Consider the following 26,448-nt stretch of genomic DNA (forward strand, 5'->3'; position numbering starts at 1 on the left):
GCAACACCAAAAGGGGTGGACATGGAGATCTCGGGCATCATCAGTGCCATTGTCATCGGGCTCATCATCGGTGTCCTGGGACGCCTGGTCGTCCCCGGACGCCAGCACATAGGCGTCCTGTGGACCATCGTCGTCGGCATCGTGGCCGCGCTGCTGGGCTCGGCCATCGCGGCCGGGTTCGGCGTCGCCGACACCAAGGGGCCGGACTGGATCGAGTGGTTCATCCAGATCGCCCTGGCCGCGGTGGGCATCGCGGCGCTGGACCGGTCCCGGGTACGCCACTGATCCCGGGGTCAACTCCCGTACAGGTACGGGGTCGTGGTGCTGAGCGCGTGGAAGCCGAGGCGCTGCAGGATCGGGCGGCTCATGCGTGAGGCGTCCACCTGGAGGTAGCGGTAGCCCCGGGCGGCGGCGACGCGGGCGCGGTGGGCGACCAGGGCGCGATAGATGCCCCGGCCCCGCCAGGCCTCGACGGTGCCGCCGCCCCACAGCCCGGCGAACCGGGTGCCGGGCACCAACTCCATCCGGGCGGCGCCGACGGGTTCGTCCCCGGCGAGCGCCACCACGGCGACGACGGTGCCGGGGTCGGCGGCGAGCCGGGCGAGCAGCCGGTGCCGCAGCCGGGTGCCGTCGGTGCCGAAGGCCCTCTCGTGGACGTCCACGACCAGGTCGACGCCGGCCGCGTCGGTCGCCCGCACGAGACGGACACCGGCGGGCGGTTCGGCGTCCAGGGTGAGCCGGTCGGTCTCGGCGATCAGCAGCGTCTCCTCGGGCTCGGCCCGGAATCCGGCGGCGAGCAACCGGGCGCCGAGATCCCCCGGCCGGTCGTGGCCGTGGAGTTTCCACTCGAAACCGCGGCCGAGTCCGGTGAAGTACGCGATCTGGTCCTTGATCGCCCGGTCCGCACCCGCCGCGTCCAGGCCGGACCAGAGCACGCCGTTCCACCCCTCGGCGTCCGCGACCTGACGGACCACCGCGCCCACGCGTTCGATCCGGGCGCCGGGGCCGTCGGGGGCCGCGTTCTCGCGCAGGTCACGGTCGTAGAGGGCGAGCACCGCCGAGTGATCCATGCCCCGAGCCGACCATGGCGGGCCGGCCAGGAGCAACTGGATTAGCCCTCAGCGGCCTTGGGGCGTACGGCGGCCAGATAGGCGGTGAGCCGGTCGCGGTTGCGGGCCAGGCAGTCGATGCGGGCCTGGATGCGGTCGATGTGCCCCTGGAGCAGGGCGGCGGTCTCGGGGGTCACGCACTCGGCGGGCGGATGGAGCTCGCCGGGGCCGGAGAGGTACGGCAGGATCGCGCGGATCATCTCGGTGGTCAGTCCGGAGTCCAGCAGTCCGCGGATCTGCTGGACGTCGGCGACCACGGACTCGGGGTAGCTGCGGTAGCCGTTGTCACCGCGTCCGGGGTGGAGTAGGTCCTGTTCCTCGTAGTAGCGCAGCAGGCGGGCGGGGACACCCGTGCGACGCGACAGCTCACCGATCCGCATGGCCGCCTCCCAGGTCCGCGCTTGACCTTCACACTGATGTCAGACTCCGACCATGGTCGCATGACCGCGTCTTCCACGTCTTCCCAGGTCAAGGCTGTTCCGCTGCCGTGGTCCGGGCTGCTGGCCCTGTCCTGTGCCGCGTTCACCGCCGTCCTGACGGAACTGCTGCCGGCCGGCCTGCTGCCCTCCATGGCACCTCCGCTGGGCGTTCCGGAGTCCCGCGTCGGTTTCCTGGTCACCGCGTATGCGGCGGCCTCCTTCCTGGCCGCCGTCCCGCTCACCGCGGCCCTGCGCGGGCTGCCACGGCGCACGGTGCTGTGCGGCGCCCTGCTGGGCTTCGCCGTCAGCGACACGCTGGTCGCGCTGTCCTCGTCGTACCCGCTCACGTTCGCCGCGCGGCTGCTGGCCGGCGCGACGGGCGGCACGCTGTGGGCGATGCTGGTCGGCTACGCGGCCCGCATGGTGCCGGCCGAGCGGCGCGGGCGGGCCATCGCGATCGTGCTCGCCGGTATCACCCTGGCCCTGTCCCTCGGGGTGCCCGCCTGTACCGCGCTGGCCGGTGCGGTGGGCTGGCGGGCGGCCTTCGGGACGCCGGCCGTGCTCGCCGTACTGCTCGTGGGCTGGATACGGCTGCGGGTGCCCGCTCTTCCCGGGGAACCGGCGCACGCGCGTGTGCCGCTCACCCGCGTCGCGCTGCGCCCCGGCATCCGCCCTGTGCTGTCGGTGACCCTGTTCCTGCTGCTGGGGCACCAGGTGATGTACACCTACGTCGCCCCGTTCGCCGGCCGTGCCGGGTACGGCCGTACGGGCCTGCTGCTGGCGGTGTTCGGAGCGGCCACGGTGGGCGGGATCTGGGTCACCGGGGTGCTGGTCGACCGGCATCTGCGCACCACCCTGCTCGCGGCGCTGGTCCTGTTCACCGGGGCGCTGCCGGTGCTGGGCCTGGGCGCGCGGGCGCACCCGCTGCTGGTCGTCACCGTGGCGCTGTGGGGCGTGGCCTTCGGCGGGGCGCCGACGCTGATCCAGACCGCGCTGGTCGACGCCTCGGGGCCGGCCGAGGCGGATGTGGCGACGTCGTTGCAGACGACCGTGTACAACGCGGGCATCGCGGCCGGCTCGCTCACCGGCGGTGTGGCGCTGGACGTGCTCGGCGCCGGAGCCCTGCCGTGGACCGCCCTGCCGCCGGTGGTGCTGGCCCTGGTGACGGTCGTGGCGGGCCGCCGGTACGCCTTCCCGCCCCTGCGCCACGTCCGTGCCCGTCGCACGAACGCGCCGGCCGGGCCCGCGCGGACGGCCGTGCCGTGCGCTGCCGGAGATCGTGCTGCGAGGAGGTCGGTGATCGATGGTGAAGGACGCTGAGCCGGGGCATCCGCCGGGCGGTGCGGAGTGGGAGGACAGGGACGCGCCCTTCGGGTCCGTGGCCGCGGGCGACCGGGTGCCGGCCGAGGACCGCAACCGGGTGGCCGGCGGCGACCGCACCCGGCGTCCCGCGTTCGAACCGGCCCGCCGGCCGGCCGCGCATCCGGCGCCGGCCGAGCGTGCGGCGGCCACCGGCCGCACGTCCGGCGAGCGCTGCCCGAGGTGCGCGGCCACGCACGCCCGGGTGGGGTTCGGCCGGATCGCGTACGTCGCTCCGTCCGCCCAGCCGGCGGACCGGCTCGCCGAGTCGGGCGCAGCGCCCGGGGCGCCGCTGCGGGCGCTGCCCGTCCAGGAGGTGCGGGAGCTGCACCCGCCGCTTCCAGGCGCAACGCCCCCGAGGAGCTAGCCGAGTTCGAGCGTGGTGACGCCGAACACGCGGTCCCGGGCGTGCTCGCGGACCGCCCCGGTGTACATGCGGGCGGTCTCGAACGAGGCCCGGAATCCGGCCGCTTCGGCGAGCGCGACGCCGGCCGCGTTCGGCTCGGGCACGTCGATGGCGACCTCGCGTCCGGCGGCGTCGGCCGTGAGGGCGGCGAACAGGGCGCGGGCGTCGTCGGCGGTGTCCGCGAAGAGGGGGCCGACACGCAGGGTGTCGTGACCGGGGCGCAGCACGCCGTAGCCGGTGAGGCGGGCCCCGTCGTGGCGGACGAGGGCACGGTGGCCGGGGCCGGTGAGCCACTCGGAGAGGAAGCGCGGACGGTCCGCCGGGCAGCAGGCGCTGTCGTAGGCGGTGATCGCGGCGAGGTCGGCGGGACCGGCCGCACGGACGCCGGCGGGTGTCTCGGCCTGCGGGGCGGTGCCGGTGAACCGGATGGTGCGGTAGGCGAGTTCGAACCCGGACTGGCGGTAGTTGTCCTGCTGGGCGACGACACCGTCCAGGCCGACGGTGCGGTCTCCGGCGTGGGCGAGGGCCGTCTTCCAGGTGGTGAGGCCGTGGCCGTGACCGCGCAGGTCGGGGCGGACGAGGTAGCAGCCGAGGAAGGCGTAGTCCGAGCCGTAGTTCACCACGGAGATGGCCGACACCGGCTCCCCGTCGATCCGGCCGAGGAAGAACCCCTCGGGATCCTGGGCGAAGAACGCGGGCCCGTCGGACAGTCCGGGATTCCAGCCCTCCGCCGCCGCCCATCCGGCGATCACCGGCCAGTCGGCGAGGGTGGCCTGTGTGACGACGAGGTCGTGGGGGGCCGCAGAGGTCATCGGTGCGCTCCATTTCCGTCGGGACCGGACTGCCGTGCCGCATCCTTCCGGATCAACAGGGGCCGCGCCACGGCGGGATCGGCCGTTGCGCACCGCGGTCGCATGCCGTCCAGGGCACGCAGCAGCGGAAGCAGCGACGCGCCCACGAACATCCCGAACACGGTGATGGGCAGCAGACCGACCGGGCGCAGCAGTCCGGCCGGATCCGCCGCCACCCAGGACCGGTTGACGTACCAGTTGGCGAGGACGTCCGCCGTCGCCACGACACCCGCCAGCCAGGCGCCCGCGGGCCGCGCCCACAGCGTCAGGGCGACGACCAGGGGGTCGAGGACGACCAGTGCGAGGAAGAAGACCTGCAACGGAAGCGGGCCGAAGGCGGCGTAGGCGTGGAGCCCGCCCCGCGCCAGGTCGAGGACGTGGGAGCCGGTCCCCTCCAGGAATCCGGTGGCGTAGGCCGCGAGAGTCCAGCGCGCGCGGCGTGGCAGCGCCCGCCACCGTGCGCGTATGCCGTCTGTCACCGGGTCAACCTACTGCACTCCGCGCCACTGCCCGGGTCACGGCCGCCCAGGCCCCGCCGGACCGACGTCCGGCGGGGCCTGGGGAGGGGTGTCAGCGGGTGCGGCCGGGGCGGAAGCGGCGGTACAGGATCGTGCCCGTGAGCAGGAGCGCTGCGCTGCTGGCGACGGCGGGAGCGGTGACGTCCGCTCCGGTGTGGGCCAGCGTGGCCGTCCGCGGCTCGGCGGCCGGAGCCGGCGTGTGGGAGCGGTGCCTCGTGGTGGCCGGGGGCTTGGGCGCCGGGCTGCTGGGGTGGTGGCGCGTGGTGCTGGGCTCGTCCCCGGAGTCGTTGACCGACTGGTTGCCCACGGCAGGGTTGCCGATCCCGACCAGGTTGACGCTGTTGCCGCTGACGTTCACCGGCAGGTCGACGGGGATCTGGATGACGTTGCCGGAGAGTACTCCGGGCGAGTCCTTCGTGGCGCCGTGGGCGGAGGCACCGCCCGACGCCGACGATCCGCCCTTCTTCCCGGCACCGCGGTTCGCGCACGCGTTGCCGGCGGCCGGGTTGAGCAGCCCGACCACGTTCACGGTGTTGCCGCACACGTTCACCGGCAGATGCACCGGCAGTTGGATGCCATTGCCGGAGATCAGTCCCGGCGAGTCGGCCGCGGAGCCGTCGGCGGTGGCACCGTCGGCGGCGAAGGCGGCGGACACCGGCAGCGCCACGGCCATCGCGCCGGTGGCGGCGACGACGGCGATCACACCGTTTCGGGTAGCCCGTCTCATAGGTTCCTGCCTTCCAGACTTCGTCGCGGGCGGTCACCCGCACCCTTTGAAACGCGGGTGAACATTTCGGGTTATGGCTTTTCGGTCTTTCACCCCCTTGGGCGACAGTGATATCGAACTCCACGTAAAGCCGTCTAATGATCATTAAAAGGCGCGAAGCGCACGACACCGGCCGCCAACCCGCCCGCCCGGAGGCGGGCCGTCCGGGCCCCGCTTATGGTGATCCGAGGGCGCCGTCCCCGGTCCGCGAAAGGCGTCCCGGGAGGCGATCGATGCTGGCCAAGCCGTCCACGCGGCCCGCCGTGCGGCGCTGCGCGACCACCGGAGCCCTCGCCCTGGCCCTGCTGGGAGCCGGGCTGCCCGCGGCCGCGGCCGACCGGCCACAACCCGACCTGTCCCGCTTCTACCGGCAGAAGGTGACCTGGGCCGCCTGCAAGGGCCCCGACATGCCGAAGGACCTCCAGTGCGCGAAGGTCACCGTCCCGCTCGACTACGCGCGGCCCCGCGCGGGCACGCTCGACGTGGCCCTGGCCCGCTACCAGGCCACCGGGAAGAAGCAGGGCTCGGTGCTGCTCAACTTCGGCGGCCCGGGAGGCGCGGGCCTGCCCGAACTGGTCACCGACGCCAAGGACTTCATGGACCTGACCAATGGCTACGACGTGGTCACGTTCGACCCGCGCGGCGTCGGCCGGTCCTCCCCCGTCAGCTGCGGCGAGGGCGGCGACGAGGCCTCGTCCGCCACGGACGACGAGGTCGACCCCGGCCATCCGCAGGCGCTGCTCGCGAAGTTGCGGAAGGCGGCCGAGGCGTGCGCCCGGGACTCCGGCCCGGTGCTGGCTCACATAGGCACCGTGAACACCTCCCGCGACCTGGACGTCATCCGCCAGGCACTGGGCGACGAGAAGCTCAACTACCTCGGCTTCTCCTACGGAACACGGCTCGGCGCGGTGTACGCGGCGCAGTTCCCGCACAAGGTCGGCCGGCTCGCCCTCGACGGCGTGGACACCCTGACCGAACCCCTGTCCGAGCAGGGAGTGGCCGGCGCCGAGGGCCAGCAGACCGCACTGGACGATTTCCTGGACTGGTGTACGACGGACGTCGCCTGTCCGTTCGGCCAGGACCGGCGTGCGGCCGGGGACCAGGTGGTCCGGCTCGTGCACTCGCTGGACGCCAACCCGGTCCCAAAGGACTTCGGCGGTTCGTTCTCCGGACAGGACCTGGTGGGTGCCATCGGACAGGCCCTCTACAGCAAGCAGCTGTGGCCCTCGCTGGAGCGCGCGCTGGCCTCGCTGGTCCAGGACGGCGACACGCGGGGCGTGCTGAACTTCGCCACCGGGGGCGCCGCTCTGGCGCTGCGCGGGCACCACGTGAACGGCGGCCTGGTCGACCCGCAGGACGTCCCCACGGACAACCTCGAAGCCGCGCTGATGGCGATCAACTGCGCCGACGACCCCGACCGGCCCGACGCGGCACAGCTCACCAGGGACCTCAAGAGCATGCAGGCCGAGTACGAACGGGCCTCGCCGGTCTTCGGCCGCTACCGCCTCACCCAGCTGCTCATGTGCTACGGCCGCCCCAAGGGCACCGACTTCATCCGCGACCGGGTGAAGGACGTCCCCTCGGCGAGGATGCTGCTCGTGGGCACGCGCGGCGACCCGGCGACGCCGTACCGGTGGACGGTGGAGACGGCCGCCCGGCTCGGGTCTTCCGCGGTGGTGCTCGACAACAAGGGCGACGGACACACGGGCTACGCCTCCTCCAAGTGCGTGCACCAGAAGATCAACGACTTCCTGCTCTACGGCTCCCTGCCGCCGAGCGGCAGCTCCTGCCCGGCGGACGGCAACGCCTGGAGTGCCACCTCGAACGCCACCGGCTGACGACAGCCGGGACACAAGCGGGTGACAGCCGCGAATCCGGCACAACCGCCCGCCCCTCCCGGTCGTCACACCGGGCAGGCGCGCTTCGGCCGCCACGTTCCGTACGTGACCACGACAGGGGGACACCCATGCGCATCCGCGCCGCCATCGCCGTACCCGCCGCCTCGGCCGCCACGGCGGTCCTGCTGCTGACCGCGCCGCAGAGCCAGGCCGCCACGGCTCACGCCCGGCCCCTCCGCTGCGCCGAGAAGTCTCTGACGATCCGGGCCGAGGCAGTGGCCGGCGACCCGGCCGTGGTGCGCATGAGCGTCACCAACCGCGGCACCCGTGCGTGCCTCGTCGACGGCGTGCCCACGGTGACCTTCGGGGACCTGGACGGTGCCGCGCTGCCGACGCCGGAGGGAGGCGCCGGCAGCCACCGGCTGGCGGCGGGCGGGACCGCCTACGCCGACGTCAGGACCGTCGGCGACCCGGCGGACCCCGAGGCCCGCCGGGTGGGCAGCCTGACCGTCGCCGCCTCGGCCGCCCACCGGGGCCGCTCGTTCACCGCCGCGCGGCTCGGCACGGGGAAGCGGATCCTGGTCTGGGAGCCGGTGACGACGTGGTGGCAGTCCACGCGAGCGGCCGCGGACCGGGCCGTCGGCCTCAGCTGAGGACCACCTCGGGGTCGTACACCTCCAGCCACCGCGCGAGGTCCAGGGTGCGCTCCAGGCCGCGGCGGGCCGCCTGGGTGCAGACCGGTGCCTCGCGTTCGGCGGCCTGGCGGAGCCGGTCGCGGTCGACGAGGTCGAAGACCCGGTGGGAGGGCCGGGAGAGCAGCTCCTTGGCCTGCTCCTGGAGGGCCCGGGCGTACTGCGGGTCCTGGGTGGACGGGTAGGGGCTCTTGACCCGGTCGTACACCGAGCGTGGCAGGACGTCCGCGGCCGCCTCCCGCAGCAGGCTCTTCTCCCGGCCGTCGAAGGACTTCAGCGCCCACGGGGCGTTGTAGACGTACTCGACGAGCCGGTGGTCGCAGAACGGCACCCGGACCTCCAGGCCGACGGCCATGCTCATCCGGTCCTTGCGGTCGAGCAGGGCGCGCACGAAGCGGGTCAGGTGCAGATGGCCCATCTGCCGCATCCGGTACTCGAAGTCGCTCTCGCCGTCCAGCCGGTCGATGCCGGCGACGGCGGTGCGGTAGCCGTCGGCGACGTACCCCTCCAGGTCCAGGGACTTGGTGAAGTCGGCACGCAGGACGTCGGTGTCGTCGCCCATGTGCCGGCTCATGCCGACGAGCCAGGGGAAGGTGTCGGCACGGCGCGCCTCCTCGTCGAAGAACTGCAGGTAGCCGCCGAAGACCTCGTCGGCGGACTCGCCGGAGAGGGCGACGGTCGACTTCTCACGGATGGCACGGAAGAGCAGCAGCAGCGAGGCGTCCATGTCGCCGAAGCCGGCCGGCAGGTCGCGGGCGCGGATCACCCGCTCGCGCACGGCCGGGTCGGCGAGGGACTGCGCGTCGAGCACGATGTCCTGGTGATCGGTGTCCGCGAGCTTGGCCACGTCGTGCACGAACGGCGTGTCGGGGGTGCCGCGCAGTTCGTCCGCGACGAAGTTGTCGGCCTGGCCGACGAAGTCGACGGCGAAGCTGCGCACCTGCTCGCCCTGCTCGGCGAGTTGCCGGGCGGCGATCGCGGTCATCGCGGAGGAGTCGAGGCCGCCGGAGAGCAGGGTGCAGCGCGGCACGTCGGCGACCAGCTGCCGGCGCACGATGTCGTCGAGGAGCGAGCGGACGGTGGCGATGGTGGTGTCGCGGTCGTCGGTGTGCGGACGGGTCGTAAGGCGCCAGTACACGCGTGTGGACAGGCCGGAGCGGTCGACGGTGACGACCGTGCCGGGCTCGACCTCGCGCATGCCGTCCCAGATCCCGTGTCCGGGGGTCTTGATCATGACGAGCAGTTCCCGCAGCCCGTCCAGCGTGATGCGGCGGCGGGCCAGCGGGTTGGCGAGGACGGCCTTGGGTTCGGAGCCGAACAGGACGCCGTCGGGGGTGGGGTAGTAGTAGAACGGCTTGATGCCCATGCGGTCGCGGATCATCACGAGCTTGTCGTGGCGGCCGTCCCACACGGCGAACGCGTACATCCCGTTGAGCCGTTCGGCGACCGCGTCACCCCATTCGAGGTAGCCGTGCAGGACGACCTCGGTGTCGGAGTCGGTACGGAAGCGGTGGCCGCGGCCCTCCAGCTCCCGGCGCAGTTCGGTGAAGTTGTACGCCTCCCCGGAGTACACCATCGCCAGGGTTCCCTCGGGGGTGTCCAGGGACATCGGCTGACGGCCGCCGGGGAGGTCGATGATCGCGAGCCGGCGGTGGCCCAGGGCGGCCGGGCCCTCGCTCCAGGTGCCGCGGTCGTCCGGTCCGCGGCAGGCCATCGTCTCGGTCATCGCATGCAATGTGGTGGCCTCCGTGGTCAGGTCACGGTCGAAGGAGACCCATCCGGTGATGCCGCACATGCGCTGCCTCCTGCCTCCGGCTCACCGCCGACCCCCGCGCTCACCTGGGCGTTCCCGAGTGAGCCAGGGGACCCGACGGCAAACCAGTTGTATCGAGCACCTATACGACGAGCCTCCGTCGGTTGCCTCGGGCAGTCAACTTGGCGGCAACACGCGCGACACCTCACCCCCCACCATTTCGGCCGTGTTTTGCTTACGCGAAATCCCGCGAAGGCCTCGCCACCGGACCGGCGCCGCCACGAACAGGCCACGGGCAAAAACTTCACCAAACAGTGCGCCGGTCAGGGCTTCTCGCTCACGAACCGGTCCAGTACGGCGGTCAGCTCGGCCGGCTTCTCCAGCGGCAGCTCATGGCCCGCATCGAGGATGCGCACGACCGCGTCCGGATAGGCCTTGGCCATCCGCAGCATCTGCCGCACCGGCAACTGGACGTCGTGGTAGCCGTGCACCATCAGCGTGGGCGTGCGGATCTCACCGGCCCGGTCGAGGACGTCGAAGGCGCGCATCGCCCCGTACAGCGTCATCACGACCTCACGCGGGGTCGCGGCGGAGGCGCGGATGTGCGCGCGGATCTCCTCACGCGGATACCCGGGCGCGAAGGCGCGCTGGATGTTGGCGGCCACGAACAGCCGGTACGGCACGAGGGTGGAGGCGGCCATGAGCAGACCCCGGCCGCGGCTGTACGTCATCCGGCTGATGGTGCCCACCAGGGCCATGCGCTCCACCCGCTCGGGGTGGGTCAGGGCGATGGTCTGCGCGATCATCCCGCCCATCGAGTGGCCGACCAGGACGAACCGTTCGACCTCCAGGTGCTCGAGGAGGGCGAGGACGTCCTGCGCCAGCTCCGCGATCGTGCGCACCCCGGCCCCGGTGCTCTCGCCGTGCCCGCGCAGGTCCAGCCGGATCACCCGGCGCCTCTCGGAGAAGTGCGCGACCTGGTGGTCCCAGCGGTGGCGGTCGGCGGTCCAGCCGTGGACGAACACCAGGGGCACCTCCGGCGCGTCCCGGGGACCCTCGTCGTCGTACGTCAGGGTCGCTCCGTCGACTTCGAGCTGTGGCATACAGGCCTCCTGGGGTGCGCCGCGGTCCGGTTACTGGCCGGTACGGTAGCCGCCCGCAGGGCATCGCGTCACCGCCTCCCGGCGCGGAACTCCACGGAACCTTCCGCTCCGCGTTACCCCGAATGCCGGACCTGTGAATCGGACCTATCGTGCTGTCATGGAGCACGCACTGAGTCCCGCTACCCTCGCCGAACTGCGGCGGCCGCGTCCGTATCCGGCGGTGTCCGTGCTGACCCCCACGCACCGCCGCGAACCCCAGAACGGCCAGGACCCCGTCCGGCTGCGCAATGTGGTCACCGAGGCCCGCAGGCGCCTGGATTCCGACCCCTCCGTCACCCGTGAGCGGCGCAACGACGTCGTGGCGCAACTCGACCGGGCACTGTCGGAGGTGGATCTGACGCATGCCGAGGACGGCCTGGTGATCTTCGCCGCTCCGGGCGAGCACCAGGTATGGTCCCTGGCCCGCACCGTCCCCGAGCGGGTGGTGCTCTCGGACACCTTCCTCACCCGCAACCTGGTCGCCGCGCAGGCGGCCGAGCGCCCCTTCTGGGTGCTGTCCGTCTCCGCGGACCGCGTCACCCTGTGGAGCGGCGGCGAGGAGCGCGTGGTGGAGGACCATGTCGGCGGCTTCCCGCTGGAGCGCAGGCAGGTGAACTTCGACCCCGAGCGCCAGATGCGCACGGGCGGCCTGCCGAGCACCTTCCGCGACGAGGGGACCCGACAGTTCCTCCGCGAGGCCGACACCGCGATGAGCACCGTCCTGCGCGACCATCCCCGGCCGGTGTACATCACCGGTGAACAGGCCGCGCTTTCCCTGCTGGACGAGGTCGGCAGCGTCGCCAAGAACGCCGTCCAGGTCCCGCACGGCGGTCTCGCGCACGCCGGCCCCGAGGCGGTGTGGCAGGCGCTGCGGCCGGTGCTGGAGGCCGAGGCCCGCAAGGACACCACCGCCGTGGTCCGGGAGCTGACCTCGGCACGCGGTCACCGCACCTTCGCGGCCGGTCTCGACGAGTTGTGGCAGAGCGCACGGGAAGGCCGGGTGCGGCTGCTCGCCGTGGAGGAGAACTACCGGGCGACCGTCAGTGACCTCGGCGAGCATCTGGTGCCGACCGCGGCCGGCGACCTGGACGCCCGCGAGGACATCGTGGACGAGATCGTCGAGCAGTGCCTGGAGACCGGTGCCGAGGTCCGCTTCGTACCCGACGGCACGCTGAGCGACGCCGACGGCATCGCGGGCGTACTGAGGTACTGAGGTCCCGGCATCCCCGGCACCCCCCGGCACACCCCCGGCACACCCCGGTAGCGCTCCCTGCGCGGCGTACGCTACGGCGTGATCGTCGGCGTAAGGGAGCGCGCGCATGGGTGACCTGCTGGGAGTGGCCGTACTGGGTGCCGGACACATGGGGGCCGACCACATACGACGCCTCGACCAAGTGGTCAGTGGTGCCAGGGTCGCGGCCGTGGCCGACCCCGATGTGGAGCGTGCCGGGAACGCCGCGGCCGGCCTCGACGGAGTCACCGTGCACGCGGACCCGGTGGCCGCGCTCGACGCGCCCGGCGTGGCGGCCGTGCTGATCGCCTCCCCCGGCCCCGCCCACGAGGAGGCCCTGCTCGCCGCCTTCGCCCGCGGGCTGCCGGTGCTGTGCGAGAAGCCCATGGTGCCCGACTCCACCGGTGCGCTGCGGGTGGTGGAGGCCGAGGCACGGCTGGGGCGCCGGCTGGCCCAGATCGGCTTCATGCGCCGCTACGACAGCGAGTACCGCCGGCTCAAGGCGCTGCTGGACGGCGGCGGGCTGGGCCGGCCCCTGATGCTGCACTGCACCCACCGCAACGTCTCCTCCCCCGGCCACTTCACCAGCGCCATGCTGATCAACAGCTCCGTCGCGCACGAGATCGACGCGGCCCGCTGGCTGCTCGGGCAGGAGTTGACGGCGGTGACGGTGCTGCGCCCCGTGCCATCGTCCGGTGCCCCCGAGGGCCTGCTCGACCCGCAGTTCGTGCTGTTCGAGACGGACGGGGGCGCGCTGGTCGACGTCGAGGTCTTCGTGAACTGCGGTTTCGGCTACCAGGTGCGCTGCGAGGCCGTGTGCGAGATGGGCAGCGCGCGGATCGGCGACGAGCACACCATGGTGGTCACCACGGCGGGCGGCGCCCGCGAGGACGTGGCGCAGGACTACCTCGTCCGCTTCGCCGACGCCTACGACCGCGAGGTGCAGGCGTGGGTGGACGCCACGCGGAGGGGCGAGGTCACCGGCCCGAGCGTCTGGGACGGCTACGCGGCGTCCGTCGTCGCCGAGGCGGGGGTCCGGGCGCTGGACACCGGCGGCCGGGTGGCCGTCGACCTCGCCCCGCGCCCGGACCTCTACGCCGGGATCAGCCGCTGACGCTCGCGGCACCCGTCTCCAGGTGCCCGGTGAAACGGCGCGACCAGGTCGCGTCGGAGTCGACGGTCACCGTGAAGTCGTACCACCCGTTCTGGTACGCGACGGCGTTGAAGTAGTCCTCCGCCGAGGCGCCGGCGGCGACGGTGTAGGTCCAGGGGCCGTCGCTGCGGTAGTGGTTCGAGGTGATGGTGAACCTCACCGAGGACGAGCCCGAGTTGGCCATCCTGAAGTAGACCGCCGGCTTGCCCGTGCCCGGCTCGACGGCATAACGGGTGCCCACCTCCGCGGATTTGCCCGCCTTGGTCGCGTCGCCCTGGAAGCGGCGCAGGAAACGGTTGGGGCCGACCATCGTGAAGTCGTACGTGCCGCCGCCGAAGCCCGCACCGATGTTGAAGTAGTCGGAGGCCGTGCCGCCCGGGTCGACGGTGTACTGGTAGGGGGTGGTGTCGCGGTAGGCGTTCGGGTGGATGGAGAAGTGGGCCGCCCGGGACGCCGGCGCACCCTGGTTGGTCATGGTGAACCAGGCGAGGATCTGGCCGGCCGCGCCGAACTCCAGGTGGTCCAGGTAGCCGCCCGGCTGGTAGGGCAGTGCGCGGGCCGGGCGGGTGCCGGGCTCCTGCGCCGGCAGGGCGTTGTCGGTCGGCACCGGGTTGGGCAGCGGGCCGCAGGTGCCCATGCCGATGACGCTGGTCGCGGGCAGGGACACCGGGCCGTGGACCGGGTTGGCGAAGTCGAAGACCCCGGTGAGGTCACCGCTGACCCTGCGTCGCCAGTCGCTGATGTTGGCGCACTTGGCGGGCTTGCCGAGGGCGGACGTCCAGGTCTCCAGGAAGCGCAGCACCGAGGTGTGCTCGAAGACCTCCGAGGAGACCCAGCCGCCGCGCGTCCAGGGCGAGATGACGAGCATCGGCACCCGGAAACCGAAGCCGTACGGCACCCCGCCCAGGAACTCACCGGCGGTACCGGCGGGCGGCGCCGGCGGTGGCACGTGGTCGAAGCAGCCGTCGTTCTCGTCGTAGTTGAGGAACAGGACGGTCGAGTCGAAGACGTCCTGGTCGGCGGCGAGGGCCTGGTAGACGAGGTTCACGAAGTGGGCGCCGTCGCCGGGCGGGGCGTAGGGGTGCTCGGAGAAGGCCTGGTTGGGGACGATCCAGGAGACCTGCGGCAGCGTGCCCGCCAGCACGTCGGCCTTGATGGCGGCGGCGATGTCGTCGGGGGTCGAGCCGGTCACCTTCGGCACCGAGGACATGCCGCGGTCGTACAGCGGGTCGCCGGCCTTGGCGTTCGCGAAGTCCTTGAAGTAGGCGCAGCCGTTGTCGCCGTAGTTGTCGGCCGCGTTCTGGTAGACCTTCCAGCTCACTCCGGCGGCCTGCAGCGCCTCGGCGTAGTTCTGCCAGGTCAGGCCGGACCCGTCTCCGCCGTCGTAGCTGGTGGAGTCGACCTTGCCGCTCCACAGGTAGGTGCGGTTGGGTCCGGTGGCGCTGAGCGTGGAGCAGAAGTAGGCGTCGCAGATCGTGTAGTTGTCGGCGAGCGCGTAGTGGAAGGGGATGTCCGAGCGGTCCAGGTAGCCGAGCGAACGGACGTTGCCGACGCCCGCGACCCAGTTGTCCATGCGGCCCTTGTTCCAGGCGGAGTGCTGCGAGGACCAGGAGTGGGGCAGGTCGCCGTTGCACTGGGCGAGGGTCGCGCCGTCCTCGCCGCCGGCGGAGGGGGTGGCGCTGAGCTTTCACGGGTACTGGCGGCCCGTTCCGTTCGGCTGGTCGAAGACCGGGTAGCCGCCGCTGAGGGTGATGCCGCTGCGGTCGTCGAAGCCGCGCACGCCCTTCAGCCGGCCGAAGTAGTGGTCGAAACTGCGGTTCTCCTGCATGAGGATCACCACGTGCCCGACGTCCCGGATCGTGCCGGTCGCCGTGGTCGCCGCCGCTGCCGGCCGGGTGTCGGCGCCGCCCAGTGCGACACCCGCCGCCACGGATGCGCCGAGCCCCACGAAGTCTCTTCGGCTGATCGGTGTCATTCGCCCCGCCCTCTTCGTCGTCGGTGCCCCTGCGGCACACCGCGCGCCAAGGTGCCCGCGGTGATCGTCAGGGTCCATACCGATGCGGTGAGGCGAAGGTGAACAGGAGCCGAAGTCGGCCGGGCTCCCCTCACACCCCGCCGAACAGGGTGCTGAGGCCCTGCTCCACCACTCCGGCGACGTCCTCCTGCCCGGCGCCCACCACCGCGTAGGTGCGCAGCAGGAAGCGGCGCAGCGCCGACGCCGGGAACTGCAACAGGGCGAGTCCGTGCGGGGAGTGGAACTCCAGGACCGTGCGCGTGCGGCCGTACGGCCATATCTGCACGTCCCCGTGGCCGGCCGGGGCGCGCAGCCCCTGGTCGAGCAGGGACCGCGCGAAGACCCAGGTGACCTCCTCCCCGTCGAGGGCGGCCTCGGCGGGGAAGTCGACGAAGACGGCCAGGGGATCACCCGTGGTGTAGCGCAGCGTGGCCGACACCGGGACCTCGTGGTCCTCGGCGGTGATGAGCCGGGCCTGGGCGGACTGTTCGACTGTGATGGCATCCATGTCCTAATGGACTCCGCAGGGCCGCCTCGCATGCCGTCAAATCCGGTCAGAAATCGATGGGTACAAGACGGCCGTGGCACACTGGAACACAGGAGCGACGAACATACGCGTGAGCGTCCGGCGAACGCGGCCCGCGTGCCACAACCCCCGTACGGTTCCTACGACTTGAGCCGCCGAACGCGTACGTCATTCGTGCGCCGGGGTCACTCCGGGAAGACTCTGGCATATGCCGGAAGCACCACCGTATCGTGTGTTGCCAAATCCCTTACGGGGCGTCGCGGGCTGTGCGAAAGTCGTAACGGTCCCCCCGCCCCTTCCTGGCCGTATCGTCCCCCAACGGAGTGCGTCATGCCGTCCCCTGTCTCCGCGGACCGACCAGCCGCCCAGCCACCCGGACGCGGCTCGGTCGAGGCTTTGATCACCCAGACGCGGCGGCTCAAGGGGGACGTGGACGCGGTGCGGCGGGACACCCCGAGTGAGGGTTCGGACCCGGAGGAACGCTGGCAGCGCGCCCTGTACGACCTCGCACTGCACCAACTGGACGACCTGGACGCCCACCTGGCCCAGCTCCGGGACGGCCCGGACGTCGCGCCGGCCACCCCGGCCGGGCCCGTCGGGACGCCCGCCGCCCGGCCCGTACCGACCGCCGGCCCGGGCGTTTCGCTGCTCAGCCGCGTCGGCAGCGCCGACTGGAACCTGCTGACGGACGAGGCGAGCTGGTCCGGGGAGCTGTACCAGATCCTCGGCCTCGACCCGGCCTCACCCGCCCTCACCCTGGACGAACTGCCCGCACTGGTCCTGGACGAGGACCGGCCCGAACTGACCGCGATGGTGACCGACTGCCTGGTCGACGGCAAGCCCATCGACGGGGAGTTCCGCGTCGTACGGCCCGACGGCTCGGTACGGGCGGTGCACATGATGGGCGAACCCGTGCTCGGCGCCGACGGCGGCACGGCCTCGATGTGGGCCGTGCTGCGGGACGTCAGCGAACTGCGCCGCTGCCGGCGCACGGTGCGCGAGACCCGTGACTCGCTGCAGCATCAGCGCCGGCAGGAGCAGACCGAGCACCGGATCGCGGCCGAGCTGCAGGAAGCCGTGCTACCGCCATGGCGCGGCTCCCTGCGGCTCCCGCACCAGGGGCCACGGACCCTCGACCTCTCCGCCCGCCGCCTCCCCGCGGCGACGACCACCCCGCTCGGCGGCGACTGGTACGACGCGCTGGAACTGGCCGACGGCGAGACCCTGCTCAGCGTCGGTGACCTCACCGGACACGGGGTGGCCGTCGCCTCCGGCATGGCGATGCTGCTCGGTGCCGTACGCGGCATGGCGCTGGCCGGGACCGGGCCGGGTGAACTGCTCGGCATGCTCAACCAGTTACTGGACGCCACCGTGGAGCCCGCCCTCGGCAGCGCCGTCTGCTGCCGCTACCGGCCCGAGACCCACACCCTGGTCTGGGCGCAGGCAGGACACCCCGCCCCGCTGCTGTTCCGCGACGGGACGGGGCGCGTGCTGAAGGCACCCGACGGTGTCCTGCTCGGCGCCACCTCCGGCGCCGTCTACGGGCAGGCCGTCGAGGCCCTGCAACCGGGTGACCTCCTGCTGCTGCACACCGACGGGCTGGTGCCGGGGCACAGCCCGACCCCGGCCCTGGAGCGACTGCTCGCTCTCGCCCCACGGTTCGCCGCGGCCCGCACCGCCCAGGACTGTGTACGGACGGTGGTCGAGGAGTTCGGCGGGGGCGGACGCGAGGACGACGCCTGTGTGCTCGTCGCCAGGGTCACCGCATGAACTGACAGACCCACCGCATGAAGTGACGTCACCGAGGGAATGCGGCGCACGGGCCGGGTGTCCGTGCGCTCACGTCTGTGCGCTGCCCGCGCCCTTGGCCCGCGGCTTGGGCAGGGCGAGCCGGATCTCCTCCCGCAGTTCGTGGATCTTCGGGTAGCCGGCGTACTCCGCGGTGAGCCGGTACATCTGGCGCAGCCGGTCCCAGGTGCGACGGGAGGAGTTCGAGCCCATCGACATCAGGGCCAGCCGAGCGTAGCGGTCGGCCTGTTCGGGGTCGTCGGCGATGAAGCAGGCCGACGCCATGGACAGGTGGTCGAAGATCTTCGACCGCTCCCGCCCGTCGATGCGCAGGGAGAGCGCCTTCTCCGCGTAGTGCTGGGCGGGCACGGCCGCACTCGGGTCGAACTCCGCCAGCGTTCGGTAGGCGAGGGCCTGCATGCCGTACAGGTCCTCGTCCTTGAAGGTCTGCATCCAGTCCGGTGGTTCGACGTCCTGCCGGTCCGAGACGAACAGGTCCTCCGCCTGGCCGAGGGTGCGGCGCATCGCCTGGGCCTTGCCCATGGACGCCTGCGCCCAGGCCTCGATGGTGTGGAACATCGCCTTCGTGCGCGGCTGCAGGCGGTCGCCCGAGCCGGACTGGGCGAGCTTCATCAGGTCCAGTGCCTCGTCGGGCCGGCCGAGGTGCACCATCTGCCGGGCCGCCCGGGACAGGGCCTCGCCGGCGCGCGGCCGGTCCCCGCCCTCACGGGCGGCGTGGGCGGCGATGACGAAGTACTTCTGCGCCGTGGGCTCCAGGCCGACGTCGTGCGACATCCAGCCCGCGAGGACGGCGAGGTTGGCAGCCACGCCCCACAGGCGCCGCTGGAGATGGGGTGGATGGTGGTAGGCGAGCATGCCGCCCACCTCGTTGAGCTGGCCCACGACCGCCTTGCGCTGAAGCCCGCCGCCACGGGCCGCGTCCCAGGCGCGGAACACCTCGACCGAGCGCTCCAGTTCCTCGATCTCCTGCGACCCGACGGGGGCGGCCTCATAGCGGTCGAACCCGGCGGGGTCGGCGTGCAGGGGGTCGTCGAGGACGGGGGCGTCGGCCTTCAGGGTGGGGTCGGTGTGCAGCCAGTCGTACATGGCGCCGCTGAGTGCGGATCCCGCGGCGAGCGCGGCACCCGCGCCCACCAAGCCGCGTCGGTTGAGCATGAGGTCCATTCCCGTGAATTCGGTGAGGACCGCGGCGGTCCGTTCGGGCGCCCACGGCACGCCGTCGGGATGTTCCTCGATCCCGTCGCCCTGCCGTTTTCCCGTACGCCCGTGCCGTACCAGACCGAGGTCCTCGATGGTCACGACACGGCCGAGACGCTCGGTGAACAGAGCTGCCAGCACCCGCGGTACCGGATCGCGCGGGATCTCTCCCGTGTCGATCCACCGCCGAACCCGGGAGGTGTCGGTCGACAACTGGGGGTGGCCCATGGCCGCCGCCTGCTTGTTGACCAGCCTCGCGAGTTCCCCCTTGGACCAGCCGGCCAGGCCGAACAGGTCCGCAAGGCGGGTGTTGGGTTGTCCGCTCACGTCAAGCCCCCAGGTTCTCGGCTGAGTTGACAGTAGCCCGGTGGAGGTTGCCGGGCGACTATTCGCCAGGGTTCGCCAGGGTGCGCCAGATGGTGTGCCACTGGGCATCGGGTGTCGAGTAGGAACGCGCCACCCCGACCCGGTCGCCGCTCGGCTCTTGTGGAGCCAGCGGGTGCATTCCCCAGGGTGCACCCCGGCGGCCGGGACGGGCAGGCGCACGCCCGCAGTACATGCGATCGGAGTACGGGCTCCCCGGAGCCCCGGCCCCGCGCATGTGCCACGGGCACGGAACCTCAGGCAGGCACCGTAGGCACACGAAGGGATCTGTATCTCCCATGTACGCAGCATCGTCCTCCGTGTCCGCCCCGCCCCGACCGCTGCGTCCCCGCCCGGCGGGTGGCGGACCATACCTGGACCCGGTGGTGCGTCCGGCCGGCCCCGTCCCGGTCACGGGCCGGCCCCGGCGCATCCCGGGCCAGACCGGCACCCAACCACTCAGCGGAAGACTCGACTTGTCCGGCCCCCAGGGCGCGCAGCTGCGCACCGCGATCGCGGCGGTGCACCGGATCTGTCCGGAGTTCGCTCCGGTGCAGGTGCTGCGGCGCAGCGGACGGTCCGTCCTCCTCGTCGGGACGACAGGGCGCAGCACGGCCGTGGCCAAGTGTCTGTTGGACCACTCGCCCGCCTGGGCCGAGCGGTTCCGTCATGAAATAGCCGCATACCGCTCGTTCGTCCGGCACCGGCCTCCGGTTCGTGCGCCGAGGCTGATCGCGGCGGACCCGGACAACTGCACCCTGGTGATCGAGCGGATGCCGGGCCGTGTGGCGGCGCTGCAGCGGCATCCGGTGGAGGCCCCGCCGCGCGCGGACATCCGGGCCGCGCTGGGCGCGATCTGCCGGGTGAACGCGTGGCGGCCGCCCGCGGGCACCTTCGACAGGCCGCTGGACTACGGCGTCCGGATCTCCCGGTACCACGAGCTGGGCCTGCTCACCGACCGCGACCTCGGCGACCTCCAGAAGCTGCTGCACGGCATCGCCCACGAGGTGGGCCGCCAGGGGATGCTGCAGTTCTGCCACGGCGACGCCCAGCTCTCGAACATCCTGCTCTCACCGGCCGGTCCAGTGCTGGTGGACTGGGAGCACGCGGGCTGGTATCTGCCGGGGTACGACCTGGCGACGCTGTGGCTGGTCCTCGGGGACGCGCCCGGCGCCCGGCGCCAGATCAGCCAGATCGCCCAGTCGGCGGGCCCGGCCTCCCGGGACGCCTTCCTGGTGAATCTGATGCTGGTGCTGACCCGGGAGATCCGTACCTACGAGACGGCCGTGCAGCGTTCGATGCACGAGGTGGCCCCGGCGGCACCGGGCGTGGCCCACCCGGGTGCTGCGCCGTCCGGCGAGGAACAGCGGCTGCTGCTCAGGCGGCTGCACGACGACTGCCAGATGGCCCGCAAGGCCGTACGAGCGGCGGTCGGCACTCGCTGACGGGGACGACGGCTCCGCGGTGCGCCAGAGCGGCGGCGCACCGCGGACCTTCGTGTGTCCGGCCCCGGCCGCGACCACTGGTGTACGCCAGTGACGCCTCGCAGGCCCGCACACCACCACGGCGAAACTCGCCGAACACCTCCGTGACATGGGAAATCGCCCTCTCGAAGGCATCATTGACGGATCGTCGGCAAGCCGGTACCACTGACCCAGCTCTGCGCCGCACGCCCCGCCACGCCCGCCCGTCACAGGAGGCCGCATTGCGAGGTTCCGCCACCGATTCCCAGTCCACATCCGGTCACAGACAGCTGCGACGGGCCGCCGGCCCCCTGGCCTCGGCGGCCCTGCTGCTGCCGTTGCTCGGCGCGACTCCCGCGCACAGCGCCACGGACTCCTCCGCGGACCGGCTGCAGCACGCGTTCGCCACCGCCGCGGCCGAGTACCACGTGCCGCAGAGCGTCCTGCTGGCCGTCTCCTACCTCCAGTCCCGCTGGGACTGGCACGCCGGCGCGCCCAGCGTGTCCGGCGGTTACGGCCCGATGCACCTCACGGACGCCCGGACCGCCGTCGCCACCACGGAGCACCTCGCCGAGGGCGGCGAGGACGCCCGCGGCGACAGCGCCCGCGCCGCCGTGCACCCCGACATCAAGGTGCCGGCCGAGTCCACGCTCCCGGCCCGCCTGAAGACGCTGCCGAAGGCGGCGGGCCTGACCGGCCTGACCGCCGAGCAGCTGCGCACCGACCCGGAGGCGAACGTGGCCGGCGGCGCGGCCCTGCTGGCCGACGCCCAGAAGCAGCTCGGCGAGCCGCTGAGCGCCGACCCGGGCGACTGGTACGCCGCGGTGGCCCGGTTCTCCGGCGCCGACGACTCGGCGACCGCGGCGGCCTACGCGAACGACGTGTACGACGTGCTGCGCACCGGCGAGGAGCGCACCACGGACGACGGCCAGCTGGTCGCGCTCGCGGCCCAGCCGGGGCTGACCGCCGACACCGCCCAGCTGGCGGAGACCGGCCTGCCCACCCTGCCCACGGACGACGTCGAGTGCCCGCGCTCGGTGTCCTGCGAGGCGGTCTGGGCACCGTACGCGCAGTTCGGGAACGACGACTACGGCAACCACGATCTCGGCGACCGGCCGGTGTCGCAGAGCATCAAGTACATCGTCATCCATGACACGGAGGGCACCTGGGACGGGGTGCTGAACCTGATCCAGGACCCCACCTATGTGTCGTGGAACTACACCATCCGCTCCACGGACGGTCTGATCGCCCAGCACGTCAAGGCGAAGGACGTGGCCTGGCACGCGGGTAACTGGGACATCAACGCCCGGTCCGTCGGCATCGAGCACGAGGGTTTCCTCGCCAACCCGGACGCCTGGTACACGGAGGCGATGTACCGCTCCTCGGCCCGGCTGGTGAAGTACCTGAGCCGGAAGTACGACATCCCGCTGGACCGGCAGCACATCCTGGGCCACGACAACGTGCCCGGTCCGACCACGTCCACGATCCCCGGTATGCACACGGACCCGGGCCCCTACTGGGACTGGCGGCACTACTTCCAGCTGCTGGGCCACCCGTTCGAGCGCACCGCCGGCAAGCGGGGCGGGCTGGTGACGATCCTGCCGGACTACTCCTCGAACCAGCCGGCCTACACGGGCTGCACCACCAGCGGCGCGCCGTGCACGGCGCACGGTTCCAGCGAGGTGCGGCTGTACTCGGACCACGACGTGAACGCGCCGCTGATCAAGGACATCGGGCTGAAGAAGGACCCGACCATCGACGTGAACGACCTGTCGTCCCGTGCCTCGACCGGTCAGCGGTACGCGGTCGCGGACCGCTGGGGCGACTGGACCGCGATCTGGTACCTCGGCCAGAAGGCCTGGTTCGAGAACCCGCGCAAGGCGCCGACGGCGGTGCCCGCCAAGGGTCTGGTGATCACCCCGAAGGAGGGCCTGGCGAGCGTCCCGGTGTACGGCAGGGCGTATCCGGAGAAGGAGGCCTACCCGGCGGGAGTGCCCGCGCAGTCGGTCGTCCCGCTGCCGTACACGATCCCGGCGGGACAGAAGTACGTGGCCGGTGACGAGGTGCCGGGCGAGTACTACTACGCGGTCACCTTCACCACCGACTCGCACCGGGTCGTGGTGGGCAAGGACCTGTACTACGAGATCCAGTACGGCCACCGGGTCGGCTTCGTCCGTGCGGCGGACGTGACCCTCGAGGGCTCGGCCGGCTAGCCGCGGCCGGTGGCCTCAGCCCTGCTGGAAAAGCTCCGCCGGGAGCGGCTTCAGCAGGGCGTACAGGTCGTCGGTGATGGGGCGGTCCCAGGCGGCGATGGTGACGAGGACGCCGTCGCTGCGGTCGAACTGGACGCAGGAGATGCGGGACTCGGACAGCTTCAGCCGCCGCACGATGAGGAGGTTGTCGCCCTGGAGGACCGGGGTGTCCTCGACACCGACGACGGTGACCTCCTCGTCGTTCTCCAGCGCGATCAGCAGCTGGCCCACCTCGAAGGGGATCTCGTCCTCGGCCACCTCGCGGGCCGGGGAGCCCTCGGGGAGATTGCCGATGATCATGGCGGGGCCGCGGCCGCCGAAGAGGTCGTAGCGCAGGAAGACGCCCTGGCAGGTGCCGTCGGGCGCGGGCAGCAGGCCCGCGCCGAGGTTGCCCGGCCAGTCGCCCGGGTCCATGGCCAGCACGTCGAAGTCGGGTCCCGCAGGGGTGGCGCTGCGGCGGCGGAGGAACGACATGCGGCCATGGTACGTGGGCTCCGCGCGTCGCGCCGCGACGGGGCCGCCGGGTTCGTCTTTCGGCCGCGGGTCCGTTGTGGCGCGTCGCGGCCCGCGGCGGAGCCGCATGTCGGACACGGCCCCGCGCCCCTCGGCGTGCCCCTCCGGGGTCGCGGCCCCGCTGCCCCTCACCGCAGGGGGCAGCTGGTCAGGAGCGTCGCCGGAGCGGCACCGGCCGGGCGGGGGACCGTGTGGTCGGCGGGTGGGAGGGCGGTGCCGGAGAGCCAGCCCTCCAGCGCCTCGAAGGCCGCGTGGTGGCAGGGGACCATGGGGCGGAGCCGGTCGGGGAAGGCGTCGACCAGGGAGTCGGTGTGGGTGCCGTCCTCGATGCGGTAGTAGCGCAGCAGGGAGCCGCGTCCGGCCGCGTGGACCATGCGGGCGTAGACGTCGGAGTCCTGGCTGATCGGCAGCAGCACGTCGAGGGTGCCCTGGATGGTGATCAAGGGCTTTCCGATGCGCCCGGTGAGGGCGATCCGGTCGACGGCGCGGTGCACGGACGCGGGGCGGGCCGCGTAGTCGTAGTCGGCGTCGCAGGCGGGTGTGCCGGAGGCGCAGAAGGGGGTGCCGGCCTCGGTGGCGCCGTCGTAGCCGGGGTCGAGTTCCTCGCGGTAGATGCGCTGGGTGAGGTCCCAGTAGACCTGGTCGTGGTACGGCCACAGGAACTCCGAGCCGGCCGGGAAGCCGGCCTGATGCAGCGCGGCCCCGGCCTCGGCGGCGCCCGGGCCGCCGGCGGCGTACGCGGGGTAGTGGCGCAGGGCCTGCGGCAGGAAGGTGAGCAGGTTCGGCCCGTCGGTGCGCCAGAGGGTGCCCTCCCAGTCGACTCCGCCGTCATAGAGCTCGGGGTGATTCTCCAGCTGCCAGCGGACGAGGTACCCGCCGTTGGACAGGCCGGTGGCGAGGGTGCGGGCAGGGGGCCGGTGGTAGCGCTGGGCGACGACGGCGCGGGCCGCGCGGGTGAGCTGGGTGAGGCGCGCGTTCCATTCGGCGATGGCGTCGCCGGGCCGCCCGCCGTCGCGGTAGAAGGCGGTGCCCGTGTTGCCCTTGTCGGTGGCGGCGTAGGCGTAGCCGCGGGCGAGCACCCAGTCGGAGACGGCCTTGTCGTTGGCGTACTGCTCGCGGTTGCCGGGCGTTCCGGCGACGACCAGTCCGCCGTTCCAGTGGTCGGGCAGGCGGACGACGAACTGGGAGTCGTGGTGCCAGCCGTGGTTCGTGTCGGTGGTGGAGGTGTCGGGGAAGTAGCCGTCGATCTGGATGCCGGGGACGCCGGTGGGTGTGGGCAGGTCCTTGGGGGTGAGACCGGCGTAGTCGGCGGGGTCGGTGTGGCCGGAGGCCACGGTTCCGGCGGTGGTCAGCTCGTCCAGGCAGTCGGCCTGTTGCCGTTCGGCGCCGGGCACCCGGAGCTGGGCGCGGCCGGCACAGTGCCCGTCGGCCGGGCCGGCGGGTGCCGCCGTGGCCGGGGTGGGCAGGAGCAGGCAGGCCGCGGTGAGGGCCAGTGCGGGGAGGACGGCTCGTCGGGTGGGCCGTCCGTGTGGTGTGGTGGGCATTCGGGTTCCCTCCGGTTGCGGGTGGACGCGCTGGAGGCTAGGGGCGCGGTGGGTGCGCCGGACATGTGTGGGGCCGCCATGAAGACGGCCCCCGGAGCGTTGTCGACCCCTATGGCCGAGGGTGGCTGACCTTCTGTCAGGGGCAGCCGCTGTCGGCGATGGTGTAGTAACCCGTGGGCGACTCCTTCAGGGTGTGGGTGACGAACGTGTTGTAGAGGCCCATGTTCTGCTGGGATCCCTTGGCGTAGGTGTTTCCGCCGCTGGTGGTAGCGCGTCCGGCCTGCACCTGGGCGTAGTTGCTCGCCGTCCAGCAGGCGGCGCCGCTGCCACCGCCTCCGTCGCCACCGCCCGGGTCGGTGGTGTCCAGTCCGAAGAACCGGGCGATCCAGTAGCTGGAGCAGATCGAGGCCGGGAAGTAGGGCGCGCCGGTGCTGCCGCACTGGTCGGTGCCGGTGCCCGGGTCCACCGGGGTGCCGTGGCCGATGCCGGGGACCCGGTCGACCTCGACGGCGACCGTGCCGTCGGCGGCCAGGTACTGGTCCTGCTGGGTGGCGTCGGGGCCGATGGCCGTGGTGCGGCTCGGGGTCTGGGAGAGGCCGTGCAGGGCCGTCCACTGGTCGCGCAACTCCGTGGCGTTGCGCGGGACGACCGTGGTGTCCTGGTCGCCGTACCATACGGCGGCGCGCGGCCACGGCCCGGTGTACGACGGGTAGGCGTCCCGCGCCCGCTGCGCCCACTCGGCCGGGCTCAGGTCGACGCCCGGGTTCATGCACGTGTAGGGGCTGTTGTCCTTGGTGCAGTCGTAGGGCAGGCCCGCGACGACGGCGCCGGCCGAGAAGACGTCGGGGTAGGTGGCCAGCATGACGGCGGTCATCGCGCCGCCCGCGGACAGACCGGTGACGTAGACCCGCTGGGGGTCGGCGCCATAGGCGCTCACGGCCTGGCTCACCATCTGCCGGACGGAGAGGGCCTCACCCTGCCCACGCCGGTTGTCCGTGGTCTGGAACCAGTTGAAGCACTGGCTCGGGTTGTTGGCGGAGCCGGTCTCGGCGAACAACAGCAGGAAACCGTCCCGGTCGGCGAGCCGGGGCAGACCCGAGTTGTCGGCGTAGCCCTGGGCGTTCTGGGTGCAGCCGTGCAGGGCCACGACCACCGGTGGGTGCGCGGGCAGGGACGCCGGCCGGTACACGTACATGGTGAGCGCGCCCGGGTTGGATCCGAAGTCGCTCACCCTGGTGAGCGTCACGGAGGCCTGGGCGGCGGGTGCGGGGCCGGCGAGCGCGGTGCCGAGGACGACGGCCAGTACGGCGAGGAGGCGGGGCAGCAGGCGGGCGCGGGGCGGCTCTCCGGGCGCCTTCGTGAACGGGGGCGGTGTCATGGGCGGCTCCTTCGCAGGACACGGGTCCCGGCCGCTCGTGCGCGGGGACGGCGCACTCGGCGCCGGGCGTGGCGGAACCGTACGTACGCGTGGGGGCCGTCACCATGGCGCGGGACACCACAGCCCGGTCCGTGCCGCTCGGCACCGGACGG

The 26,448-nt window shown here is 72.5% G+C and carries 22 protein-coding genes and 1 pseudogene; 10 read left to right on the forward strand and 13 right to left on the reverse strand.

Translation table 11 applies throughout. From position 1 onward, the window contains the following. Window positions 1-21 precede the first annotated feature (21 nt). Complete coding sequence (locus AB0D93_RS27175; protein WP_362124220.1) at window positions 22-285, forward strand: GlsB/YeaQ/YmgE family stress response membrane protein; 264 nt, start codon at window positions 22-24, stop codon at window positions 283-285. 8 nt (window positions 286-293) lie between these two features. Here AB0D93_RS27175 and AB0D93_RS27180 read toward each other — a convergent pair whose 3' ends face one another. Next, the gene (locus AB0D93_RS27180) at window positions 294-1,070 is read right to left on the reverse strand and encodes a GNAT family N-acetyltransferase (RefSeq protein ID WP_362124222.1); all 777 of its coding nucleotides are present in this window, start codon (window positions 1,068-1,070) and stop codon (window positions 294-296) included. Window positions 1,071-1,111: 41 nt separating this feature from the next. Then, entirely contained in the window at window positions 1,112-1,489 is a 378-nt protein-coding gene (locus tag AB0D93_RS27185) for a MerR family transcriptional regulator (protein WP_362124225.1), read from the reverse strand. A 60-nt stretch (window positions 1,490-1,549) separates the two neighbouring features. Here AB0D93_RS27185 and AB0D93_RS27190 point away from each other — a divergent pair, with 60 nt between their 5' ends. Next, a complete protein-coding gene (locus tag AB0D93_RS27190; RefSeq protein ID WP_362124228.1) occupies window positions 1,550-2,848 on the forward strand; it encodes an MFS transporter in 1,299 nt (432 codons plus the stop codon). Beyond that, entirely contained in the window at window positions 2,832-3,254 is a 423-nt protein-coding gene (locus AB0D93_RS27195; protein ID WP_362124231.1) for a nucleoside deaminase, read from the forward strand. The genes AB0D93_RS27190 and AB0D93_RS27195 overlap by 17 nt, the downstream gene beginning before the upstream one ends. Here AB0D93_RS27195 and AB0D93_RS27200 read toward each other — a convergent pair. The 3 genes from AB0D93_RS27200 to AB0D93_RS27210 form a co-directional block, all read right to left on the reverse strand. After that, window positions 3,251-4,105, reverse strand: a complete 855-nt coding sequence (locus tag AB0D93_RS27200; protein ID WP_362124234.1) for a GNAT family N-acetyltransferase — start codon at window positions 4,103-4,105, stop codon at window positions 3,251-3,253. The two genes, AB0D93_RS27195 and AB0D93_RS27200, sit on opposite strands and share 4 nt — an antisense overlap. Further along, on the reverse strand, window positions 4,102-4,623 hold the full coding sequence (locus AB0D93_RS27205; RefSeq protein ID WP_362124237.1) for a hypothetical protein: 522 nt from the start codon (window positions 4,621-4,623) through the stop codon (window positions 4,102-4,104). Before AB0D93_RS27205 ends, AB0D93_RS27200 begins: the two co-directional genes overlap by 4 nt. Before the next feature lie 91 nt (window positions 4,624-4,714). After that, the gene (locus AB0D93_RS27210; RefSeq protein ID WP_362124240.1) at window positions 4,715-5,389 is read right to left on the reverse strand and encodes a chaplin; all 675 of its coding nucleotides are present in this window, start codon (window positions 5,387-5,389) and stop codon (window positions 4,715-4,717) included. Window positions 5,390-5,661: 272 nt separating this feature from the next. Between AB0D93_RS27210 and AB0D93_RS27215 the strand changes: the two genes are divergently transcribed. Both AB0D93_RS27215 and AB0D93_RS27220 read left to right on the forward strand, forming a co-directional pair. Continuing rightward, a complete protein-coding gene (locus AB0D93_RS27215; RefSeq protein WP_362124243.1) occupies window positions 5,662-7,266 on the forward strand; it encodes an alpha/beta hydrolase in 1,605 nt (534 codons plus the stop codon). 128 nt (window positions 7,267-7,394) lie between these two features. After that, on the forward strand, window positions 7,395-7,919 hold the full coding sequence (locus tag AB0D93_RS27220; RefSeq protein ID WP_362124246.1) for a DUF4232 domain-containing protein: 525 nt from the start codon (window positions 7,395-7,397) through the stop codon (window positions 7,917-7,919). Here the strand turns inward: AB0D93_RS27220 and asnB are convergent. Both asnB and AB0D93_RS27230 read right to left on the reverse strand, forming a co-directional pair. Further along, entirely contained in the window at window positions 7,912-9,753 is a 1,842-nt protein-coding gene (gene asnB / locus AB0D93_RS27225; protein WP_362124248.1) for an asparagine synthase (glutamine-hydrolyzing), read from the reverse strand. The two genes, AB0D93_RS27220 and asnB, sit on opposite strands and share 8 nt — an antisense overlap. 281 nt (window positions 9,754-10,034) lie before the next feature. Continuing rightward, complete coding sequence (locus AB0D93_RS27230) at window positions 10,035-10,814, reverse strand: alpha/beta hydrolase (RefSeq protein WP_362124251.1); 780 nt, start codon at window positions 10,812-10,814, stop codon at window positions 10,035-10,037. A gap of 157 nt (window positions 10,815-10,971) precedes the next feature. Between AB0D93_RS27230 and AB0D93_RS27235 the strand changes: the two genes are divergently transcribed. Next, window positions 10,972-12,066 (forward strand): chemotaxis protein, encoded by a 1,095-nt coding sequence (locus AB0D93_RS27235; protein WP_362124254.1) that lies wholly within the window; start codon window positions 10,972-10,974, stop codon window positions 12,064-12,066. 106 nt (window positions 12,067-12,172) lie between these two features. Next, window positions 12,173-13,198 (forward strand): Gfo/Idh/MocA family oxidoreductase, encoded by a 1,026-nt coding sequence (locus AB0D93_RS27240; RefSeq protein WP_362124257.1) that lies wholly within the window; start codon window positions 12,173-12,175, stop codon window positions 13,196-13,198. On the opposite strand, the pseudogene AB0D93_RS27245 reads toward AB0D93_RS27240, so the two are convergent. Together AB0D93_RS27245 and AB0D93_RS27250 are read right to left on the reverse strand one after the other, a co-directional pair. Beyond that, window positions 13,188-15,212: pseudogene (locus AB0D93_RS27245) on the reverse strand (phosphocholine-specific phospholipase C). The gene AB0D93_RS27240 and the pseudogene AB0D93_RS27245 sit on opposite strands and share 11 nt — an antisense overlap. Window positions 15,213-15,342: 130 nt before the next feature. Next, window positions 15,343-15,759: an SsgA family sporulation/cell division regulator gene (locus AB0D93_RS27250; RefSeq protein ID WP_362124260.1), complete on the reverse strand. Its 417-nt coding sequence runs from the start codon at window positions 15,757-15,759 to the stop codon at window positions 15,343-15,345. A 348-nt stretch (window positions 15,760-16,107) separates the two neighbouring features. Here AB0D93_RS27250 and AB0D93_RS27255 point away from each other — a divergent pair, with 348 nt between their 5' ends. Continuing rightward, window positions 16,108-17,547, forward strand: a complete 1,440-nt coding sequence (locus AB0D93_RS27255) for a SpoIIE family protein phosphatase (RefSeq protein ID WP_362124263.1) — start codon at window positions 16,108-16,110, stop codon at window positions 17,545-17,547. A 69-nt stretch (window positions 17,548-17,616) separates the two neighbouring features. On the opposite strand, the gene AB0D93_RS27260 is transcribed toward AB0D93_RS27255, so the two are convergent. Beyond that, window positions 17,617-19,110: a hypothetical protein gene (locus AB0D93_RS27260; RefSeq protein ID WP_362124266.1), complete on the reverse strand. Its 1,494-nt coding sequence runs from the start codon at window positions 19,108-19,110 to the stop codon at window positions 17,617-17,619. A gap of 335 nt (window positions 19,111-19,445) precedes the next feature. On the opposite strand from AB0D93_RS27260, the gene AB0D93_RS27265 reads away from it, so the two are divergent. Continuing rightward, entirely contained in the window at window positions 19,446-20,591 is a 1,146-nt protein-coding gene (locus AB0D93_RS27265; protein ID WP_362124269.1) for an aminoglycoside phosphotransferase family protein, read from the forward strand. 260 nt (window positions 20,592-20,851) lie between these two features. Further along, window positions 20,852-22,822, forward strand: a complete 1,971-nt coding sequence (locus AB0D93_RS27270; RefSeq protein ID WP_362124272.1) for a peptidoglycan recognition family protein — start codon at window positions 20,852-20,854, stop codon at window positions 22,820-22,822. A gap of 15 nt (window positions 22,823-22,837) precedes the next feature. Here the strand turns inward: AB0D93_RS27270 and AB0D93_RS27275 are convergent, their stop codons facing one another. From AB0D93_RS27275 to AB0D93_RS27285, 3 genes are all read right to left on the reverse strand, one after another. Then, entirely contained in the window at window positions 22,838-23,335 is a 498-nt protein-coding gene (locus AB0D93_RS27275) for a hypothetical protein (RefSeq protein WP_362124275.1), read from the reverse strand. A 167-nt stretch (window positions 23,336-23,502) separates the two neighbouring features. After that, window positions 23,503-24,918, reverse strand: coding sequence for a 3-hydroxybutyrate oligomer hydrolase family protein (locus tag AB0D93_RS27280; RefSeq protein WP_362124278.1), 1,416 nt, complete (start codon window positions 24,916-24,918; stop codon window positions 23,503-23,505). A 136-nt stretch (window positions 24,919-25,054) separates the two neighbouring features. Continuing rightward, window positions 25,055-26,296, reverse strand: a complete 1,242-nt coding sequence (locus AB0D93_RS27285) for a PHB depolymerase family esterase (RefSeq protein ID WP_362124281.1) — start codon at window positions 26,294-26,296, stop codon at window positions 25,055-25,057. Between the last annotated feature and the right edge of the window lie 152 nt (window positions 26,297-26,448).

The sequence above is a fragment of the Streptomyces sp. NPDC048191 genome, assembly GCF_040652655.1.
Taxonomy (GTDB): domain Bacteria; phylum Actinomycetota; class Actinomycetes; order Streptomycetales; family Streptomycetaceae; genus Streptomyces.

Excerpts from the sequence above, each read along its gene's own strand:
- AB0D93_RS27180 (WP_362124222.1), bottom strand. The coding sequence starts at position 1,070 with ATGGATCACTCGGCGGTGCTCGCCCTCTACGACCGTGACCTGCGCGAG.
- AB0D93_RS27230 (WP_362124251.1), bottom strand. The coding sequence starts at position 10,814 with ATGCCACAGCTCGAAGTCGACGGAGCGACCCTGACGTACGACGACGAG.
- AB0D93_RS27210 (WP_362124240.1), bottom strand. The coding sequence starts at position 5,389 with ATGAGACGGGCTACCCGAAACGGTGTGATCGCCGTCGTCGCCGCCACC.
- AB0D93_RS27175 (WP_362124220.1), top strand. The coding sequence starts at position 22 with ATGGAGATCTCGGGCATCATCAGTGCCATTGTCATCGGGCTCATCATC.
- AB0D93_RS27280 (WP_362124278.1), bottom strand. The coding sequence starts at position 24,918 with ATGCCCACCACACCACACGGACGGCCCACCCGACGAGCCGTCCTCCCC.
- AB0D93_RS27275 (WP_362124275.1), bottom strand. The coding sequence starts at position 23,335 with ATGTCGTTCCTCCGCCGCCGCAGCGCCACCCCTGCGGGACCCGACTTC.
- AB0D93_RS27185 (WP_362124225.1), bottom strand. The coding sequence starts at position 1,489 with ATGCGGATCGGTGAGCTGTCGCGTCGCACGGGTGTCCCCGCCCGCCTG.
- AB0D93_RS27235 (WP_362124254.1), top strand. The coding sequence starts at position 10,972 with ATGGAGCACGCACTGAGTCCCGCTACCCTCGCCGAACTGCGGCGGCCG.
- AB0D93_RS27190 (WP_362124228.1), top strand. The coding sequence starts at position 1,550 with ATGACCGCGTCTTCCACGTCTTCCCAGGTCAAGGCTGTTCCGCTGCCG.
- AB0D93_RS27215 (WP_362124243.1), top strand. The coding sequence starts at position 5,662 with ATGCTGGCCAAGCCGTCCACGCGGCCCGCCGTGCGGCGCTGCGCGACC.
- AB0D93_RS27250 (WP_362124260.1), bottom strand. The coding sequence starts at position 15,759 with ATGGATGCCATCACAGTCGAACAGTCCGCCCAGGCCCGGCTCATCACC.
- AB0D93_RS27240 (WP_362124257.1), top strand. The coding sequence starts at position 12,173 with ATGGGTGACCTGCTGGGAGTGGCCGTACTGGGTGCCGGACACATGGGG.
- AB0D93_RS27265 (WP_362124269.1), top strand. The coding sequence starts at position 19,446 with ATGTACGCAGCATCGTCCTCCGTGTCCGCCCCGCCCCGACCGCTGCGT.
- AB0D93_RS27200 (WP_362124234.1), bottom strand. The coding sequence starts at position 4,105 with ATGACCTCTGCGGCCCCCCACGACCTCGTCGTCACACAGGCCACCCTC.
- AB0D93_RS27255 (WP_362124263.1), top strand. The coding sequence starts at position 16,108 with ATGCCGTCCCCTGTCTCCGCGGACCGACCAGCCGCCCAGCCACCCGGA.
- asnB (WP_362124248.1), bottom strand. The coding sequence starts at position 9,753 with ATGTGCGGCATCACCGGATGGGTCTCCTTCGACCGTGACCTGACCACG.
- AB0D93_RS27220 (WP_362124246.1), top strand. The coding sequence starts at position 7,395 with ATGCGCATCCGCGCCGCCATCGCCGTACCCGCCGCCTCGGCCGCCACG.
- AB0D93_RS27195 (WP_362124231.1), top strand. The coding sequence starts at position 2,832 with ATGGTGAAGGACGCTGAGCCGGGGCATCCGCCGGGCGGTGCGGAGTGG.
- AB0D93_RS27285 (WP_362124281.1), bottom strand. The coding sequence starts at position 26,296 with ATGACACCGCCCCCGTTCACGAAGGCGCCCGGAGAGCCGCCCCGCGCC.